The sequence below is a fragment of the Methylibium sp. genome (assembly GCF_035762065.1).
In the GTDB taxonomy this organism is placed as follows: Bacteria; Pseudomonadota; Gammaproteobacteria; order Burkholderiales; family Burkholderiaceae_C; genus Methylibium.
Map to the genome: position 1 here is coordinate 90583 of NZ_DASTPW010000050.1, position 18939 is coordinate 109521.

Genomic DNA, 18939 nt, shown 5'->3' on the forward strand with positions numbered 1-18939 from the left:
GCCTTCCTTGCATCGACGCACGGTGCTCGTGCCCAGGTGGCGCCGCGGGAGAGTACCCGGTGCTTCTTCACTCCGGCGTTTCGGCCGCAGCCTTCGCGACGACCCGCCGCGCCGCGAAGCCCGGCGCGCGCTTGCGCACGCTCGGCGCCTGCCAGCCCGGCGGCCACACGGGCCGGCCGGGGCCCTGCAGCGCCGAGGCCAGCCCGAGCCGGCGCATCAGCGCCGCCGCGTCGTAGGGCGCATGCACCTTCACGTCGTTGTCGAAGTAGGCGAAGACATCGCGCGCCCCGGCGCGCTGGCGCGTGCCGGGCGCGGCCAGGCGCGCATCGTCGACCTGCCGGCCTTCGCGCCACGCGGCGATGCGCGCGGCCCAGCGGTCGAGTGCCTGCGGGCCGTAGCCGCTCGCGTACAGCTCGGCGTCGCCGTGCAGCCGCAGGTAGACGAAGTCGGCGCTCAGGTCTTCGAGCAGCGGCCATCTGCCGGCGGTGTCGGCGACGACCAGCGCGATGCGATGGCGGCGCAGCAGCTGCACGAAGGCCGGATCGACGAAGCTGGGATGGCGGATCTCCAGTGCATGGCGCAGCGGCCGCTTGCGGTCGATCGCGAGGCTTGCGCGATCCGCGACGCGCTCGTCGTGCTGCCGGGCGAGCGCGAGCGCCGCTTCGGTGTCGCGCGGCAGCAGCTCGAAGAAGGCCTCGATGCGCTCCGGGAGGAAGGGCAGCATCGGCGGGAGCTGCCACAGGATCGGCCCGAGCTTGGCTTTCAGCTCAAACAGCCCGCTGGCGAAGAAGTTGGCCAGCGGCGTGCGCACCTCCTTCAGCCGGCGCAGGTGGGTGATGTACTTCGGCCCCTTTACCGCGAAGACGAAGTCGTCGGGCGTCTCGTCGTGCCACTCGCGCCACGAGGCCGGGTCCTGCAGCGAGTAGAAGGAGCCGTTGATCTCGATGCTCGACACCATCCGGCTCGCGTAGGCCAGCTCGCGCCGCTGCACCAGGCCCTCGGGATAGAACACCCCGCGCCAGGGCTCGTAGCGCCAGCCCGAAATGCCGATGCGAACGCTGCCCTGGGCCATGCGCGCCGCAGGCAAGCGCGATGCCGCTTTGCGCGCCGGGGCTTCGGCGGGCGGGTACCGTCGGGCGCTCCGCTCCACCTCACGGGACGTCTTCATGCAATACCGCCGCCTCGGCCGCTGTGGCCTGCAAGTCAGCGAGCTCTCGCTGGGCTCCTGGGTCACGTACCACAACCAGGTGGACGTGACCTCCGCGAAGGAGATGCTCGCGGCCGCGCTCGACGCCGGCATCAACTTCTTCGACAACGCCGAGGTCTACGCCAACGGCCAGAGCGAATCGATCATGGGCGAGGCGTTGCGGCAGCTGGGCAAGCCGCGCATCGACTACATCGTCTCGACGAAGTTCTTCTGGGGGCTCGACCGGGCGCCGCGCGGCGGCAAGCGCGTCAATGCGCAGGACACGCTGAACCGCAAATACCTGCACCAGGCGATCGACGGCGCCTTGCAGCGGCTGCAGATGGACTTCGTCGATCTGGTCTTCTGCCATCGGCCGGACCCGATGACGCCGATCGAGGAGACCGTCTACGCCTTCCACGACCTGATCACCCGCGGCAAGCTGCTCTATTGGGGCACCAGCGAATGGAGCGCGGCCGACATCCGCGCCGCCTGGGAGATCGCCGACAAGCACCACCTGCACAAGCCGGTGATGGAGCAGCCGCAGTACCACCTGCTGCATCGCAGGCGCGTCGAGGACGAGTACGCGCGGCTCTACGAGGACATCGGCCTGGGCCTGACCACCTGGAGCCCGCTCGCCTCCGGCCTGCTGACCGGCAAATACCGCAGCGGCGTGCCCGAAGGCAGCCGCGGCTCGATCGAGAGCATGAGCTGGCTGCGCGAGGGGCTGACCGATGCGGCGAAGAACGCCGCGGTCGCGAAGCTGGAGCCGCTCGCCCGCGAGCTCGGCTGCTCGCTGGCGCAACTGGCGATCGCCTGGGTCAACCGCAATCCGCGCGTGAGCACCGTGATCCTCGGCGCGAGCCGCTTGAGCCAGCTCCAGGACAACCTGAAGGCGCTCGACGTGACGCCGAAGCTCACGCCCGAGGTGCTGGCGCGGATCGACGAGATCACCAAGCCGCTGGCGGCTTGAGCCGGTCCGCCAGCGGCGCCCCTTGAGGGAGCGGCGAAGCTGTAACGGGGTGGTCTACCGGCAGACGCCGCGGATCCGGCTCTGCCGGTCCGCAAGCGGCGCCCCTTGAGGAGAGCGGCGAAGCCGCAACGGGGTGGTCAATATTTCCCCCGGTTGATCGCCAGCGGGTCGATCTTCTGCGCCGGATGGACCGGCTCCTGCTCGACCGCCGCATGCCGCGCGGCGCTGCGTTTCTCGGCTTCGGCGCGCCGGCGCAGGTCGGCGACGACCGCGATCTGCATCCGCACGAAGTTGGCGAAGTCCTCGACGCGGCGCTCGCCGAAAGGCCACGCGCCGGTGCGCGGCAGCTTCACCGCCTTGCCGTCGGCCATCAACAGCGCGAGGTAGCAGGTCGGCGGCAGCGCGCGGCCGATGCCTTTCGCGCTGGCGCCGCGCCGCACGACGACGTTGACCTCGGCCAGATCCGACACCGCCACGCGCCGTGCCGACTGCCGCCATCCGCGCTTCCACGACACGAACTTCACGCTGCCGGCCGCGCGCTCCCAGGTCCACAGGTCCCAGCCGAGCGCGCCCAGCCACGCGACAAGCGATGGCCACGCGGGCCAGCCGGGCGCGTGCCACGCTACCGCGCCGCTCACGGCCGCGGCCAGCAGCAGGCCGAAGACGGTCTGCATGTCGCGCTCGGTCAGCGCGAGCAGGTCGCGGTGGTAGACGACCGAGTCGGTGTGCTCGCCGGACACCGGCTCGAAGGCCAGCGCCGCCGCGCGCAGACCGCGCAACGCCAGCCGTTCGAGCCCGAAGGCAAGCAGCAGCGCCAGCGCCAGCGATGTCGGCGAGATCCAGTCGCCCATGGTCCTTGTCCTCCCTCGCCCGCTCGTTCAGGCCGGCCCCTGCAGCGCCTGCCAGCGCGCCGGCGTGCCGACGTCGGCCCAGCGGCCGGCGTAGATCCGCCCGGCGAGCCGGCGCGCGGCGATCGCCGCATCGAGATGCGGCCGCAACGCGCCGCGCTCGCCGGGTACGAGGCCCGCGACGAGCTTACGGTCGAAGAGTCCGACCGTCGAGTACGTGTAGCTGCCGCGCGCATGCCGGTCGTCACGCGCCAGCACGCGATCGGCGTCGCCCGCGTCGCCCAGCGCGAAGTCGCCGTCGGGATGATGGTCAGGGTTGGGTACCAGCCAGACGAGCCCCAGGTCGCGGCTCGCGGCGAAGCCGGCGGCCTCGGCGGCGTCGAAGCGGAAGTCGGGCAGCCAGGCGTCGCCGGCCAGCACCCAGAAGCGCTCGCTGCCGAGCAGCGGCGCGGCGGCGACGATGCCGCCGGCGGTCTCCAGCGCGCCGCCGTGCAGCCGGCCTTCCATCGAGTAGCGGATCGAAAGCCCGAAGGCCGATCCGTCGCCGAGCGCCGCGGGGAACTGCTCCTCGAGCCAGGCGGTGTTGATCACGACCTCGCGCACGCCGTCGCGCGCCAGCGCTTCGAGCTGCCAGACCACCAGCGGCTTGCCGTGCACCGGCAGCAGCGGCTTCGGTACGCGGTCGGTCAGCGGGCGCATCCGCTCGCCGCGGCCGGCGCAGAGGATGAGCGCCGGCAGCTGCAGCCCGCTGCGGTCGCCGGCCGGCCTGCCCGAGGGGGAACTCGCGCTCGCGAAACCCTCGCCGCCCGGCATCAGCCGCGCTCCAGTCGCCCGCGCTTCGCGCTTGCCGGCTCGAAGGCCGCGAGCAGCGCATCGATCACCGCCTCGGCCTTCGCCGAGTTGTCGGCGTTGCGGTGGCAGACGTAGACGTCGAGCGTCACCGCGTCCAGCTCGGGCCAGGTGTGCACGGCCAGGTGCGACTCGGCGAGCAGCACGACGCCGGTCACGCCGCGCGGCTCGCCGTGCTCGGGCGCGAAGGCGTGGAAGCGTTCGCCGACCGGCGCGAGCCCCGCGGCCGTCACCGTCGCGAGGCACAGCGTGCGCAGGGCAGCCGGCTCGGTCAGCGCGGCCTGGTCCCGGCGGCAGCCGGCGAGATCGGCGGTGAGGTGCAAGCCCCGCATGGAAGGTCGGGCGATGAGGACCGGCTTCTAAAATCGTCGATTCTGCCGCTGCGGTGGCTCTCCAAAGGCGCAGCCCATGGCCGTGATCCAACCTCCCACCCCCGTGCGCCGCGCCGTCCCCGCCGCCACCGCCAAGCTGATGGCCGACGCCATCCGCGTGCTGGCGATGGACGCGGTCCAGCAGGCCAACTCCGGCCACCCGGGCGCGCCGATGGGCATGGCCGACATCGCGGTTGCGCTGTGGTCGCGCCACCTGCGCCACAACCCGGTCGACCCGCATTGGGCCGACCGCGACCGCTTCGTGCTGAGCAACGGCCACGGCTCAATGCTGATCTATGCGCTGCTGCACCTCACCGGCTACGCGCTGCCGATCGGCGAGTTGAAGAACTTCCGCCAGCTGCACAGCAAGACGCCGGGCCACCCCGAGGTCGGCATCACGCCGGGCATCGAGACGACCACCGGCCCGCTCGGCCAGGGCATCGGCAATGCGGTCGGCATGGCGCTGGCCGAGAAGCTGCTCGCCGCCGAATTCAACCGGCCGCAGCACGCGGTCGTCGATCACCACACCTACGTCTTCCTCGGCGACGGCTGCCTGATGGAAGGCATCAGCCACGAGGCCTGCGCGCTGGCGGGTGCGTGGAAGCTGAACAAGCTGATCGCGATCTACGACGACAACGGCATCAGCATCGACGGTCCGGTCGCGCCGTGGTTCGTCGACGACACCGCGCTGCGCTTCGCCGCCTACGGCTGGAACGTGATCGGCCCGATCGACGGCCACGACATCGATGCGGTCGATGCCGCGATCGCGCTCGCCAAGCAGAGCACCGACCGGCCCAGCTTCATCGTCTGCAAGACGGCGATCGGCAAGGGCTCGCCCAACCGTGCCGGCAGCGCCAAGGCCCACGGCGAGCCGCTCGGCGCCGAGGAGATCGTGCTCACGCGCACGGCGCTGGGCTGGCCGCATGCGCCGTTCGAGATCCCCTCCGCCGCGTACGAGGCCTGGGACGCGAAGCCCGCCGGCATCGACGCGCAAGGCGCCTGGGACCTGCGCTTCGACGCCTACCGCGAGGCGCATCCCGAACTGGCCGCCGAATTCGAACGGCGCATTGCCGGCAGCCTGCCGAAGGACTTCGCGCAGACGGCGGTCGAGGCGGCGGTGGCCGCGCATGCGAAGGCGGAGACGGTGGCCACGCGCAAGGCGAGCCAGATCGCGCTCGAAGCCTTCACCGCGGCCTTGCCGGAACTGCTCGGCGGCAGCGCCGACCTGACCGGCTCGAACCTCACCAACACCAAGAGCACGCCGCCGCTGCGCCTCGACGCGCAAGGCGCGCCCCGGGGCACGGACGACGGCAAGCCGGGCCGCCACATCAACTACGGCGTGCGCGAGTTCGGCATGGCCGCGGTGATGAACGGCCTCGCGCTGCACGGCGGCTTCATTCCCTACGGCGGCACCTTCCTGACCTTCAGCGACTACAGCCGCAACGCGATCCGCATGGCCGCGCTGATGAAGCAGCGCGTGATCCACGTCTTCACCCACGACAGCATCGGCCTCGGCGAAGACGGGCCGACGCACCAGAGCGTCGAACACGCGGCCAGCCTGCGGCTCATACCCGGCCTGGACGTCTGGCGCCCGGCGGACACTGCCGAGACCGCGGTCGCCTGGACGCAGGCGCTGCTGAACGCGACGCGCCCGACGGCCTTGCTGCTGTCGCGCCAGAACCTACCCTACCTGCCCAAGAGCGGCCTCGACGAGATCGCCTGCGGCGCCTACGTGCTGGCCGAGCCGGCGGAGGTGGGCCTCGTGAACCGGAAGCTCGACGCGGTGATCGTCGCGACGGGCTCCGAGGTGCAGCTCGCGCTGCATGCACAGCAGAAGCTCGCGGCCGAGCACGGCCTCGCGGTGCGCGTGGTGTCGATGCCCAGCACGACGACCTTCGACCGCCAGGACACCGCCTACAAGCGCAGCGTGCTGCCCGACGGCGTGCCGCGCATCGCGGTCGAGATGGGCGTCAGCGACTTCTGGTGGAAGTACGGCTGCGCGGCGGTGGTGGGCATCGACAGCTTCGGCGAGTCGGCGCCGGCCGGCGTGCTGTTCAAGCATTTCGGCTTCACCGTGGAGAACGTCGCCGACACGGTGCGCGCCGCGCTCGCGCGCTGAGGGCCGAACCGAACGCGCGCACGACACTCGATCGACATCACGAATCTTTGAGCTGAACGGAGAACGCTTCCATGACCATCAAGATCGGCATCAACGGCTTCGGCCGCATCGGACGCATGGTGTTTCGTGCCGCGGTGCAGAACTTCGCGGACGACCTCGAGGTCGTGGCGATCAACGACCTCCTCGAGCCCGACTACCTCGCCTACATGCTCCAGTACGACTCGGTGCACGGGCGCTTCAAGGGCAGCGTGGCGGTCGACGGCCACACGTTGATCGTCGACGGCAAACGCATCCGCCTCACGGCGATCAAGGACCCGGCCGAACTGAAGTGGAGCGAGGCCGGCGCCGACGTGATCGTCGAATCGACCGGCATCTTCCTCACCAAGGAAGGCGGCGAAAAGCACCTCGCGGCCGGCGCGAAGAAGGTGATCCTCTCGGCGCCGTCGAAGGACGACACGCCGATGTTCGTCTACGGCGTCAACCACGCGAAGTACGCCGGCGAGACGGTGATCTCGAACGCCTCGTGCACCACCAACTGCCTCGCGCCGCTGGCCAAGGTGCTCAACGACAAGTGGGGCATCAAGCGCGGCCTGATGACCACGGTGCACGCGACCACCGCGACGCAGAAGACGGTCGACGGCCCGAGCAACAAGGACTGGCGCGGCGGCCGCGGCATCCTGGAGAACATCATCCCGTCGAGCACCGGCGCGGCGAAGGCCGTGGGCGTGGTGATCCCCGAGCTGAACAAGAAGCTCACCGGCATGAGCTTCCGGGTGCCGACCTCCGATGTGTCGGTCGTCGACCTGACCTGCGAGCTGGTCAAGGAGGCGAGCTACAAGGACATCTGCGCCGAGATGAAGGCACAAAGCGAAGGCGCCTTGAAAGGCGTGCTCGGCTACACGGAGGACAAGGTCGTCGCCACCGACTTCCGCGGCGACGCCCGCACCTCGATCTTCGACGCCGACGCCGGCATCGCGCTCGACGGCACGTTCGTGAAGCTCGTCGCCTGGTACGACAACGAATGGGGCTACTCGAACAAGGTGCTCGAGATGGCGCGCGTCGTCGCGAAGTAGGCGCACCGATTGCCTTTGCGCGGGGTCCCGTGGCCCGCGCCGCTTCTCTGGATCCCGCTGTCGTGCTTCGTCGTCCGCTTCGTTCCGTCCTCCTCGTCCTCGCCTGTGCTTCGGCCGCGTTCGGCGCCTCGGCCGCCGCGCCTGAAGCGCGGGTGATCGTCAAGTACCGCGCGCAAGCCGGCTCCTCTGCGGCCGCGAAGCCGGCCGCGGGATTCGAGCAGCGCGCCCGCGAGCTCCTCGGCCGACACGGCCTCGCGCTCGGACGCCAGCGCGCGCTCGGCGGCTCGCTGCAGCTCGTCACCTCGAAGTCGCTCGGCGCGGCCGAGCTCGCACGGCGGCTCGAAGCCGATGCCGAGGTCGAGTTCGCGGTCGTCGACCGGCCGATGCGCCGGCAGCGCGTGCCGAACGATCCGCGGTTCGCGAGCGGCGGCGCCGCCGGCCCCGCGGTCGGCCAGTGGTACCTGAAGGCGCCGGCCGGCGAGGTGCGTGCGTCGATCGACGCGGTCTCGGCCTGGGAGGTGACGACCGGCTCGTCGAACGTCGTGGTCGCGGTGCTCGACACCGGCGTGCGCTTCGACCACCCCGATCTGCAGCCCGCCCGCGCGGCCGGCCGGCTGCTGGCGGGCCGCGACTTCGTGCGCGTCGGCCTCGGCAACGACGGCGACGGCGCCGATGCGGACGCCAGCGACCCGGGCGACTGGGTCACGCAGGCCGACATCGATTCCGGCGTGTTCGGCGCGGCCGCGGCCAAGTGCGTGGTTGACGACAGCTCCTGGCACGGCACCGAGGTCGCCGGCATCGTCGGCGCGCTGTCCGACAACGGCGCCGGCATCGCCGGCACCGACTGGAACGCGCGGATCCTGCCGGTGCGCGTGCTCGGCAAATGCGGCGGGTTCAGCTCCGACATCATCGCCGGCATGCGCTGGGCCGCCGGCCTCGCGGTGCCGGAGGTGCCGGCGAACCCGACGCCGGCGCGCGTGCTCAACATGAGCCTCGGCGGCAGCGGTGCCTGCGACGCGGCCTACCAGTCGGCGGTCGATGCGGTCGTCGCGGCCGGTGCGGTGGTGGTGGCCTCGGCCGGCAACACCGCCGGTCATGCGGTGGGCTCGCCGGCCAACTGCCGCGGCGTGATCGCGGTGGGCGGGTTGCGCCACATCGGCACCAAGGTCGGCTTCTCCGACCTGGGCGCGGAGGTTGCGCTGAGCGCGCCTGGCGGCAATTGCGTCAACACGCAGGCAGGCAGCGACTGCCTCTATCCGATCGCGACCACCGCCAACAGCGGCACCACGACGCCCGCCGAGTCGATCTACACCGACGCCCGCCGCATCACCGTGGGCACCAGCTTCGCCGCGCCGATGGTCGCCGGCACCGCCGCGCTGATGCTCGCGGTGCACCCAAACGCGACACCGGCCGAACTGCGCACGCTGCTGACCGGCACCACGCGCGCCTTCCCGACCACCGGCGCCGCGGACGGCACGCCGCAATGCCTGGGGCCGCTGTCGAACGACGCCGGCGACCCGATCGACCAGCTCGAGTGCTATTGCACCAGCGGCACCTGCGGCGCCGGGATGCTCGACGCCCGAGCCGCGGTCGAAGCCGCGAAGGCGCGGGCGCTCGCGGCCGGCAACGGCGTGCAGGCGCTGATCGCGGTGAGCCCGGCCAGCCCGGTCGTCGGCCAGACGATCGCACTCGACGCGAGCGGCTCGCTGCTGGCGCCCGGGCGCAGCCTCGCCAGCGTCGAGTGGAGCGTGGTCGAAGGCGGCGGCGCCGGCCTGGCGGCGCCCGCGCAGACGCCGCAGACGACGCTCGCGCCCACCGCGCCGGGCACCTTGAAGGTGCGCCTCGTCGTCACCGACAGCGCCGGCCAGCGCTCGACCGTGACGCAGGCGATCGACGTCGCCTCCGACGGCACCGCCGTGGCCGACGGCGGCGGCGGCGGGGCCGTGTCGGCAACCGAGCTGCTGGGCCTGGTCGCGCTGCTCGCCGCGGCGTTGCCGTCGATACGCCGCACCGGCGCCCGGCGCAAACCCTGAGCCGGCGCGCCACGGCGCGAACCCGGCCGACACTCCCGGGCATGAAGCTCGTCCTCAACGGCCAGCCCCTCGACCTCCCGCCGGAACGCGCCGATCCCGCGATGCCGCTGCTCTGGGCGCTGCGCGACGTGCTGAACCTCACCGGCACGAAGTTCGGCTGCGGCATCGGCGCCTGCGGCGCCTGCACGGTGCGCCTCGACGGCGAGGCCCGGCGCGCCTGCGTCACGCCGCTGTCGGCCGCCGAGGGCCGCCGGCTGCAGACCATCGAGGGCCTCGCGAACGCCGACGGCTCGCTGCATGCGGTGCAAGCCGCGTGGCTCGACCATCAGGTGCCGCAATGCGGCTACTGCCAGAGCGGGCTGTTGATGGCCGCGGCCGCGCTGCTCGAACGCAAGCCGCGGCCCAGCGATGCCGAGATCGACGCGGCGATCACCAACCTGTGCCGCTGCGGCACGACGCCGCGGCTGCGCGCCGCGATCCGCGCGGCGGGCGAGCGGCTCGCGCGGGGCCCGAGCGCGAAGCCCGAGGCGCAGCCGGCGGCCGTGCCGCGCGGCAGCGCGCCCGCCCGCCCCTGAGCGGCGATGCGGCGCCGCACGCTGCTGCTCAGCGCCGGCGCGGCCGGCGGCGCGCTGCTGGTCGGCTGGGCCGCGCTGCCGGTGCGCTCGCGGCTCGGCGGCCGCGATCTGCTGCCGGTTGCGGCCGGCGCGGTCGCGCTCAACGGCTGGATCCGCGTCGAGCCCGACGGCGGCATCGGCCTCGCGATGCCGCGCATCGAGATGGGCCAGGGCGTGCACACCGCGCTCGCGATGCTGGTCGCCGACGAGCTCGACCTGCCGCTCGACCGCGTGCGGCTGCTGGCGGCCGGCCCCGACGCGATCTACGGCAACGTCGAGACCTTCGTCGCCACCTTGCCGGTCCACCCGCGCGACGCGGCGCCGGGCGCCGAGACGCTGCTCGCGCGCGCCGGCCGGCACGGCGTCGCGAAGCTGGCGCGCGAGCTCGGCGTCAACCTCACCGGCGGCTCGACCAGCGTCGCCGACGCCTGGGAGCCGCTGCGGCTGGCCGGCGCGACCGCGCGCGCGCAGCTCGTCGGCGCCGCCTCGCTGCGCTGGCGCCAGCCGAAGGACGAGATCGTCGTGCGCGCCGGCCGCGTCGAGCATGCGGCCTCGAACCAGAGCGCGCACTTCGGCGAGCTGGCCGGCGCTGCCGCCGCGACGCCGCCCGGCGCGGTCCGCCCCAAGCCGGCGGCCGCGCGCACGCTGGTCGGCCGCGCGCTGCCGCGCACCGACCTGCCCGACAAGGTCACCGGCCGCGCCGTCTACGGCCTCGACGTGCGGCCGGACGGCCTGGTGTTCGCGGCGGTGCGCATGTGCCCGATGCTCGGCGGCGCGCCGCAGCGCATCGGCAACGAGGACGAGGTGCTTGCACGCCCCGGCGTCGAGCGCCTGGTGCGGCTGCCGGCACGCGCGGGCTCGACGGCCGGCGTCGCGGTGGTCGCGCGCACGAGCTGGCATGCGCGGCAGGCGGTCGAGGCGCTGGCGATCGACTGGGCGCCGCCGCCGGCCGGCACGCTCGACAGCGCGGCGATCGAGGCCGCGCTCGGCGTGCGCGCCGAGCAGGCGCTCGCCCGCGACGAAGGTTTCGTGTTCCACCGCCGCGGCGATGCGCCGGCGGCCGAGCGCGCGGCGATCGACGGCGGCGCGCGCGTCGTCGAGGCCCGTTATCGCGCGCCGTATCTCGCGCATGCGGCGCTGGAGCCGATCAACGCGACCGCCCGCGTGCAAGGCGGCCGCGTCACCGTCTGGGCGCCGACGCAGGTGCCGACGATCGCGCGCGCGCTCGCCGCGCGCGCGGCCGGCGTCGGCGAGGACGCGGTGACGCTGCATCCGACGCTGGTCGGCGGCGGCTTCGGCCGCCGGCTCGAAGCCGAGGTGGTCGCGCAGGCGGTCGCGGTCGCGCAGGAAACCGGCGGGCGGCCGGTGCAGCTGCTGTGGTCGCGCGAGGAGGACTTCGGCCACGACTTCTACCGGCCGGCGGCCGCCGCGGTGCTGCGCGCGACGCTCGACGCCGAAGGCCGCGTGTCGACGCTGCGCGTCGCGAGCGCCGGCGACGCGGTGACGCCGCGCTGGATCGAGCGCGGGCTGCCGCTGCTGGCCGGCCCGATCGACCTGCCCGACAAGACCACCGCCGAGGGTCTGTTCGACCAGCCCTACGCGATCGAGCACCAGCGCATCGCGCATGCGGCGACGAGGAGCGGCGTGCCGGTCGGCTACTGGCGCTCGGTCGGCCATTCGCACAACGCCTTCTTCCTCGAAAGCTTCGTCGACGAGCTGGCGCACGCCGCCGGCCGCGACCCGCTCGACTTCCGCTACGCGCTGCTGCGCGAGGCGCCGCGCCACGCGGCGGTGCTCAAGCTGTGTGCCGACAAGGCCGGCTGGGGCCGCCCCTTGCCCGCGGACACCGCGCGCGGCATCGCGCTGCACGAGAGCTTCGGCTCGATCGTCGCGCAGGTGGTCGAGCTCGCGCGGCAGCGCGACGCCGCGGGCGCCGAGGCGCTGCGCGTGCGGCGCGTCGTCTGCGCCGTCGATTGCGGCACCGTGGTGCACCCGGGCATCGTCGCGCAGCAGATGGAAGGCGCGATCGTCTTCGCGCTCGCCGCGGCGCGGCACGGCGGCGTCGCGATCGTCGCGAGCGTCGCGCAGGCGAGGAACTTCGCCGACCAGCCGCTCGTCACGCTGGCCGACACGCCGGCGATCGAGGTGCACCTGATCGACAGCGACCGCCCGCCCGGCGGCGTCGGCGAACCCGGCGTGCCGCCGCTGGCGCCGGCGCTGGCGAACGCGCTGTTCGCGCTGACCGGCACGCGGCAGCGGGCCTTGCCCTTGCAAGCAGGCTGAAGGCCGCGCCGAGCTGGGTGAGACGAGCAGCTGCGACGGATCCGGCTTCGCCGGTCCGTTCGGCGCGCCCCAAGGGCCACAAGGTGGCCCTCTTCGAGTTCCACGGGCAGCGGCGAAGCCGCAACGGGGTGGTCGCCATCACGCCCGCGCGCGCCCCTTCAGCATCCGCGCCAGCACCTGGCGCAGCTGGTCGGCGTCGATCGGCTTGGTGAGGAAGGCGTCCATGCCGGCGGCGAGCGCCTGGTCGCGCTCGGAGGTGAGCGCGGCGGCGGTGAGCGCGACGATCGGCAGGCGCGTGCCTTCAGGGCGGCGGCGCAGCGCGCGCGCGGCGTCGTGGCCGCTCATCACCGGCATCTGCACGTCCATCAGCACCGCGTCGTAGGCACGGCCGCGCCGCGCGGCTTCGATCACCGCGTCGAGCGCCTGCTGGCCATCGGCCGCTTCCTCGACGACCAGGCCCCAGCCCTCGAGCATCGCGCGCACGATCAGCAGGTTCACCGCGTTGTCCTCGACGACCAGCACGCGCGCGCCTTCGATCGGCTCGTCGAAGCCGCTCGGGTCGTGCCCTTCGAGCTCGGCGCCGTCGACGGCCGGCAGCGGCAGGTCGGCCCAGAAGCGGCTGCCGCGCTTGGGGTGGCTGCCCACGCCGACCGCGCCGCCCATCAGCGTCGCGAGCTCGCGGCAGATCGACAGGCCCAGGCCGGTGCCGCCGTGGCGGCGCGTCATCGAGTCGTCGGCCTGCACGAAGGGTCGGAACAGGCGCGCCTGGGTCGCCTCGTCGATGCCCGGGCCGGTGTCGGCGACGACCACGTGCACCAGGTCGCCGGGGCCGCGGCTGGCGATCAGCGTGATCTCGCCGCGCTCGGTGAACTTCAGCGCGTTGCCGAGGAAGTTGCCGAGGATCTGGCGCACGCGCACCGGGTCGCCGCGCACCACGCGCGGCAGCGCCTCGTCGATCGCGCGGCGCAGCTTCAGGCCCTTGGCCTGCGCCAGTGCCTCGGTGCTGTCGCCGAGCGCTTCGAGCAGCGCGCGCAGGTCGAACACGACGGTGTCCAGGCTCAGCCGGCCGGCCTCGACCTTGGACAGGTCGAGGATGTCGGTGATCACGCCCGACAGCGTGCGCGCGCTGTCGAGGATCTGGTCGAGGAAGCGCTGGCGCTCCTCGTCGGCGAGCCCCGGCTGGCGCGCCAGCCGCGCCAGGCCGAGCAGGCCGTTGAGCGGCGTGCGGATCTCGTGGCTGGTGTTGGCAAGGAAGGCGCTCTTCGCGCGGCTCGCGGCCTCGGCGGCGTCGCGCGCGGCGGCGAGCGACTGCTGGACCATGCGGCGTTCGGTCACGTCCTCGACGATCCAGATCGTGCCGCCGTGGCTGGGGTCGCTGGGATCGACCGCGCGCGCGCTCAGGCGGCACCAGAAGCTGCTGCCGTCGCGCCGGCGCATCGGCCGTTCGGTCTCGTAGGGCTGGCCGGTCGACAGCAGCGGGCCGGCCACGGCGCCGGCTTCGGCATAGTCGTCGTCGTTCGGCCAGACCACCGCGCCGGGCTGGCCCGCCAGGCTGCCGCGCGGCCAGCCGAACATCTCCTCGAAGCGCGGATTGGCCTGCACGATCACCCGCTCGCGGGTGAAGCCGATGCCGACCGAGGCATAGCGCAGGATCGCCTCGTGCTCCTGGCGCGCCTGCTCGCTGTGCGAGACGTCGCGCGCCACCGCGACCACGTAGTCGACCGCGTCGAAGGTCAGCAGCGCCGCGGAGACGCGCATCGTCACCACGCCGCCCGCCTTGGTGCGGAAGTTCATCAGCCGGTCGCTCATCGCGCCGTGCGCGCGCAGCGTGTCGCGCAGCGCCTTGCGCTCGTTGACGTCGTGGTAGATGCCCAGTTCGAGCGTGCTGCGCCCGATCGCCTCGGCGCGCGTCCAGCCGAGCACCTGGGTGAAGCGCTCGTTGACCATCAGGTAGCGGCCGCTCACGTATTCGGCCAGCGTGACGGCGTCGGGCGTCGTGTCGAACAGCCGCTCGAGCAGCGTCTGGCTGTGCCGCAGCGCGTGCTCGGCGGCGCGGCGCGCGGTGAAGTCCTGGCAGATCGTGAGCACGGCCGGGCCGTCGTCGAGCTCGACGCGCAGGCTGGTCAGCTGCACGTCGAGCTTCTGGCCGTCGAGCCGCACCAGCGTCGTGTCGTTCGGCTCGACGGTCGCGCCGCCTGGGTCCGCGGCGATCCGGGCGACCCGCGCGAGCGCGCGCTCGCGCGCCTCGCCCTCGGGGAAATGCCGCGAGAAATCAACGCCCAGCGTGGCGCGCGCGTCGGGGTAGCCGAGCAGCCGCGCGGCCGCCTCGTTGGCCTCGACCGCGACGCCGAGCCGGTGCGCGACCATCGGCGTCGGCGAGCGGTCGAACAGCTGGTGATAGCGCTCGGCGCTGGCGCGGATCGCGCGCTGCGCGTGCACCTCCTCGGTGACGACGCGCGAGATGCCCCAGTAGCCGGTGAAGCGGCCGTTGGCGTCGAACATCGGCTCGCCGCTGGCGCTGATGTAGTCGCGCCGCCCCGCGGGGCCGGTCCGCAGCGCGACGTGGTTGCGAAACGGCCGCTGTGCTTCGAGATCGGCGCGGTGCGCCCTTTGCACCGCGAGGTCCGGCTCGTCGGGCTGCAGCGTCTCCCACGGGTGGCGGCCGATCGTGCGGTCGATCTCGTCCGGCGCGATCGCGTTCTTGCCGATCGGCGCCATGACGCGGAAGCGCAGCCCGGCGTCCAGCTCCCAGTACCAGTCGGCGGCGATGTTCAGCAGCCGCTCGAAGCGCTGCTCGCGCTGGCGCAGCTTGGAGATCGAATGCGACAGCGCCAGCTTGCTCACCAGCCCGATCAGCAGGCCGGTGACGGTCAGGCTCGGCGCCATCACCAGCGCGAGCCCGCTGGCACCGGCCCCGCGCAGCGCCCCGACCAGCGCGCAGGCCAGCAGGGCCAGTGCCGCCAGCACGAGCGCCGCACGCCGGCCGGCGAACACCGCGCAGACGCAGACCAGGAAGCCGTGCAGGCCCAGCAGCAGCAGCGCGGCGTCGGGTGCGGTCAGCAGGGCCGAAGCGGTGACCGAGCCGAGCGCGGTGAAACACGAGAACACCGCGCCGCCCTCGGCGCGCTGCGTGCGCAGCACGATCTTCGCGCTGGCGAGGAAGGCCAGCGCCTGCAGCGCGGCGATCGCGGCCATCCAGAGGCGGTCGTCCTCGGACACCGCGGCCGGCCCGGGGACGCCCAGTGCCGCCGCGCCCAGCGCCAGCGACACCGCCGCCGCACAGCCGTAGAACAGCCAGACGATGCGCGGCGCCACCTGCTGCGAGCGGGCCGACTTGGACGACGACGAACCGTTTTTCATGCTCGGGCGCCGTGCGGGCGTTCGAGTGACAGGCCGGTGCCGCGCGGCGCGCCAATGTGCCATGGCTGTCGGCGCCCCATCAGCAGGCGCGAGCATGATGGGCCGCGGCCTGGGCAGACATCACGCTGCGCAGGCCGCCACACGGGCAACGCTGCCCGCTCAGCTGCGGCGCGCCCCGTTCAGCGCATCGCGCGTGGCCTGCGCCACCCGCCGCGCATGCGCCGCGAAATCGCCGCCGCCGCCGGCATAGAGCACCGCGCGCGACGAGTTCACCGCGATCGGCCCGCGCGTGCGCTGCGCATCGCCGCGCCAGGCCGCGCGCACCGTCGCCGCCGCGTCGCCGCCCTGCGCGCCGACGCCGGGGATCAGCAGCGGCAGCGTCGGTGCGAGCTCGCGCACGCGGGCCAGCTCGTCGGGGTAGGTCGCGCCGACCACCAGCCCGAGCTGGCCGTTCGCGTTCCAAGACCCCTGCGCGAGCCGCGCGAGGTGCTCGTACAGCCGCGGCGTGCCTTCCGCGTCGGCGAGGCGGCGGTTCTGCAGGTCGTCGCCGCCGGCGTTCGAGGTGCGGCACAGCAGGAAGGCGCCCTTGCCCGCCCGGCGCAGGTAGGGCTCGATCGAATCGAAGCCCATGAACGGCGACAGCGTCACCGCATCGGCGTCGTAGCGGTCGAAGGCTTCGATCGCGTACTGCTCGGCGGTCGCGCCGATGTCGCCGCGCTTCGCATCGAGGATCACCGGCACCGCCGGCGCCGCCGCGCGGATGTGCGCGACCAGCCGCTCGAGCTGCGCTTCGGCGCGGTGCGCCGCGAAGTAGGCGATCTGCGGCTTGAAGGCGATCGCGAGATCGTGCGTCGCGTCGACGATCGCAGCGCAGAAATCGAAGATGCGCGCGGCGTCGCCCGCCCAGGGTGCGGGAAACCTCGCTGGCTCGGGGTCGAGGCCGATGCACAGCAGCGAGTCGTTGCCGCGTTCGGCGGCGAGCAGCTTGTCGACGAAGTTCATCGCGCGCGCCTGGCCAGCGTCGCCGCCAGGCCGGTGTAGTGGCCCGGCGTCAGCGCCTTCAGCCGAGCCTTCTCGGCATCCGGTAGGGCGAGCCCGTCGACGAACGCGCCGATCGATTCGCGCGTGATCGCCTTGCCGCGCGTCAGCTCCTTGAGCTGCTCGTAGGGATTCGGCAGGCCGTGCCGGCGCATCACCGTCTGGATCGGCTCGGCGAGCACCTCCCACGCCGCGTCGAGATCCGCCGCCAGCGCGGCCTCGTTGACTTCGAGCTTCGCCAGCCCGCGCGCCAGCGAGTCCCAGGCCAGCAGCGTGTGGCCGAGCGCGACGCCCATGTTGCGCAGCACGGTGGAGTCGGTCAGGTCGCGCTGCCAGCGGCTGATCGGCAGCTTCTGGCTCAGGTGGGCGAGCAGCGCGTTCGCCAGGCCGAGGTTGCCTTCGGCGTTCTCGAAATCGATCGGGTTGACCTTGTGCGGCATCGTCGAGCTGCCGATCTCGCCCGCCTTGGTCTTCTGCTTGAAGTAGCCGAGCGAGACGTAGCCCCAGACGTCGCGCGACCAGTCGATCAGGATGGTGTTGCAGCGCGCGAAGGCGTCGAACAGCTCGGCCATCCAGTCGTGCGGCTCGATCTGGATCGTCATCGGGTTGAACGCCAGGCCGAGCTGCTGCTCGACGACGCGGCGGCCGAAGGCTTCCCAGTCGATCTCCGGGTAGGCGGCGAGGTGCGCGTTGTAGTTGCCGACCGCGCCGTTCATCTTCGCGAGCGGCCTGACCTGCGCGATGCGCTCGCGCGCCGCGGCCAGCCGGTGCGCGACGTTCGCGATCTCCTTGCCGACCGTCGTCGGGCTCGCGGTCTGGCCGTGGGTGCGGCTGAGCATCGGCAGCGCCGCGTGCTGCTGCGCCATCGCGAAGAGCGTCGCGACGAGGCCGTCGAGCGCGGGCAGCAGCACCGCGTCGCGCGCACCGCCGAGCATCAGCGCATGGCTGGTGTTGTTGATGTCCTCGCTGGTGCAGGCGAAGTGCACGAACTCGCCGGCGGCCTGCAGTGCCGCGTCGCCGGCGAACTTCGACTTGAGCCAGTACTCGACCGCCTTCACGTCGTGGTTGGTCGTGCGCTCGATGTCCTTGATCGCCTGCGCGTCGGCCTCGCCGAAATGCTCGACCAGTCCGCGCAGCCGCGTGCGCGCCGCGTCGCCGAGCGGTTGGAGCTCGGGCAGGCCGGCGTCGCCGAGCCCGATGAACCACTCGACCTCGACGCGCACCCGCGCATGCATCAGCCCGTACTCGGACAGCCGCGGCCGCAACGCATCGAGCTTGCTCGCATAGCGGCCGTCGAGCGGCGAAAGGGCGGTCAGCGGCGTCGGGGCAGCGGGCATGGCGGGCGGCGATTCAACAGGAGCCGCCGCGGCCGTGGCGCCGCGTGGCGAGGCGGCGTCGGCACCGCGGGAAAGTTCGTGAAATTGTAGGAGCCGCTCCCGCGCGTGCCGCTTGCGTCACCATCGGCGCCTGCGCGCTGGTGCATCGTCCTGGCCGGGACGCGACACTGCCGCCCCTGACGCCTCCCTTCGACGCCTGCCTTCCTCATGAAACTGATCGGCACCCTCACCAGCCCCTACGTCCGCAAGGTCCGCGTCGTGATGGCGGAAAAGAAGCTCGACTACCAGTTCGTCCTCGACGACCCGTGGCGCGGCGAATCGCAGATCACGCAGTTCAACCCGCTCGGCAAGGTGCCCTGCCTGGTGATGGAAGGCGGCGAGGCGGTCTTCGATTCGCGGGTGATCGTCGAGCACCTCGACGTGCTGTCGCCGGTCGGCAAGCTGATCCCCCCGTCGGGGCGCGAGCGCATCGAAGTGCGCACCTGGGAGGCGCTGGCCGACGGCGTCTGCGAGGCCGGCATCCTCGCGCGGCTCGAAGAGCACTGGGCACCGCGCGCGGAGGGTGAACGCAGCGGCGCGTGGATCGACTACCAGCTCGCCAAGGTCGACGCCGGCATCGACGCGATGGGTCGCGGCCTCGGCGAGCGCAACTGGTGCGCCGGCGGGCTGCATCTTTCGCTGGCCGACGTCGCGGTCGGCTGCGCGCTCGACTGGCTGAGCTTCCGGCTGCCGCAGCTCGACTGGCGCGGCCGGCATCCGAACCTCGCGAAGCTGGTCGAGCGTCTGATGCAGCGCCCGAGCTTCGCCGACACCCTCCCGCGGCTGGCCTGAAGCGGCGCGGGGCCGAGCGGCCCACGC

The 18939-nt window shown here is 72.9% G+C and carries 14 protein-coding genes; 7 read left to right on the plus strand and 7 right to left on the minus strand.

All coding sequences use genetic code 11. The annotated features are described in order from the left end of the window. Positions 1–67: 67 nt before the first annotated feature. Positions 68–1072 (minus strand): DUF72 domain-containing protein, encoded by a 1005-nt coding sequence (locus tag VFR90_RS15110; RefSeq protein WP_326406975.1) that lies wholly within the window; start codon positions 1070–1072, stop codon positions 68–70. 94 nt (positions 1073–1166) lie between these two features. Between VFR90_RS15110 and VFR90_RS15115 the strand changes: the two genes are divergently transcribed. Next, the gene (locus VFR90_RS15115; protein WP_326406976.1) at positions 1167–2156 is read left to right on the plus strand and encodes a potassium channel beta subunit family protein; all 990 of its coding nucleotides are present in this window, start codon (positions 1167–1169) and stop codon (positions 2154–2156) included. A gap of 137 nt (positions 2157–2293) precedes the next feature. Here VFR90_RS15115 and VFR90_RS15120 read toward each other — a convergent pair whose 3' ends face one another. From VFR90_RS15120 to speD, 3 genes are read right to left on the minus strand one after another with little or no spacing between them, the layout of a single operon-like run. Further along, positions 2294–3007: a hypothetical protein gene (locus VFR90_RS15120; protein WP_326406977.1), complete on the minus strand. Its 714-nt coding sequence runs from the start codon at positions 3005–3007 to the stop codon at positions 2294–2296. Between the two features lie 27 nt (positions 3008–3034). Next, positions 3035–3817, minus strand: a complete 783-nt coding sequence (locus VFR90_RS15125) for a nucleotidyltransferase family protein (protein ID WP_326406978.1) — start codon at positions 3815–3817, stop codon at positions 3035–3037. After that, positions 3817–4185: an adenosylmethionine decarboxylase gene (speD, locus tag VFR90_RS15130; protein ID WP_326406979.1), complete on the minus strand. Its 369-nt coding sequence runs from the start codon at positions 4183–4185 to the stop codon at positions 3817–3819. Before speD ends, VFR90_RS15125 begins: the two co-directional genes overlap by 1 nt. 76 nt (positions 4186–4261) lie before the next feature. Here speD and tkt point away from each other — a divergent pair, with 76 nt between their 5' ends. From tkt to VFR90_RS15155, 5 genes are all read left to right on the plus strand, one after another. Continuing rightward, positions 4262–6343, plus strand: a complete 2082-nt coding sequence (tkt, locus tag VFR90_RS15135; protein ID WP_326406980.1) for a transketolase — start codon at positions 4262–4264, stop codon at positions 6341–6343. A gap of 71 nt (positions 6344–6414) precedes the next feature. Beyond that, complete coding sequence (gene gap, locus VFR90_RS15140) at positions 6415–7416, plus strand: type I glyceraldehyde-3-phosphate dehydrogenase (protein ID WP_326406981.1); 1002 nt, start codon at positions 6415–6417, stop codon at positions 7414–7416. A 152-nt stretch (positions 7417–7568) separates the two neighbouring features. Then, a complete protein-coding gene (locus tag VFR90_RS15145) occupies positions 7569–9449 on the plus strand; it encodes a S8 family peptidase (RefSeq protein WP_326406982.1) in 1881 nt (626 codons plus the stop codon). A 41-nt stretch (positions 9450–9490) separates the two neighbouring features. Then, on the plus strand, positions 9491–10024 hold the full coding sequence (locus VFR90_RS15150) for a (2Fe-2S)-binding protein (RefSeq protein ID WP_326406983.1): 534 nt from the start codon (positions 9491–9493) through the stop codon (positions 10022–10024). 6 nt (positions 10025–10030) lie between these two features. Further along, a complete protein-coding gene (locus VFR90_RS15155; protein ID WP_326406984.1) occupies positions 10031–12346 on the plus strand; it encodes a xanthine dehydrogenase family protein molybdopterin-binding subunit in 2316 nt (771 codons plus the stop codon). Between the two features lie 138 nt (positions 12347–12484). Here the strand turns inward: VFR90_RS15155 and VFR90_RS15160 are convergent, their stop codons facing one another. The 3 genes from VFR90_RS15160 to purB all read right to left on the minus strand — a co-directional run bounded on the left by VFR90_RS15160 (position 12485) and on the right by purB (position 18081). Next, positions 12485–15706, minus strand: a complete 3222-nt coding sequence (locus VFR90_RS15160; RefSeq protein WP_326406985.1) for a PAS domain-containing hybrid sensor histidine kinase/response regulator — start codon at positions 15704–15706, stop codon at positions 12485–12487. Between the two features lie 159 nt (positions 15707–15865). Then, positions 15866–16708 carry an orotidine-5'-phosphate decarboxylase gene (gene pyrF, locus VFR90_RS15165; RefSeq protein ID WP_326406986.1) on the minus strand — a complete coding sequence of 281 codons (843 nt, stop codon included), beginning with the start codon at positions 16706–16708 and terminating at the stop codon, positions 15866–15868. Continuing rightward, a complete protein-coding gene (gene purB, locus VFR90_RS15170; RefSeq protein ID WP_326406987.1) occupies positions 16705–18081 on the minus strand; it encodes an adenylosuccinate lyase in 1377 nt (458 codons plus the stop codon). Before purB ends, pyrF begins: the two co-directional genes overlap by 4 nt. 207 nt (positions 18082–18288) lie before the next feature. Between purB and VFR90_RS15175 the strand changes: the two genes are divergently transcribed. After that, on the plus strand, positions 18289–18912 hold the full coding sequence (locus tag VFR90_RS15175; protein ID WP_326406988.1) for a glutathione S-transferase N-terminal domain-containing protein: 624 nt from the start codon (positions 18289–18291) through the stop codon (positions 18910–18912). Positions 18913–18939: the final 27 nt, after the last annotated feature.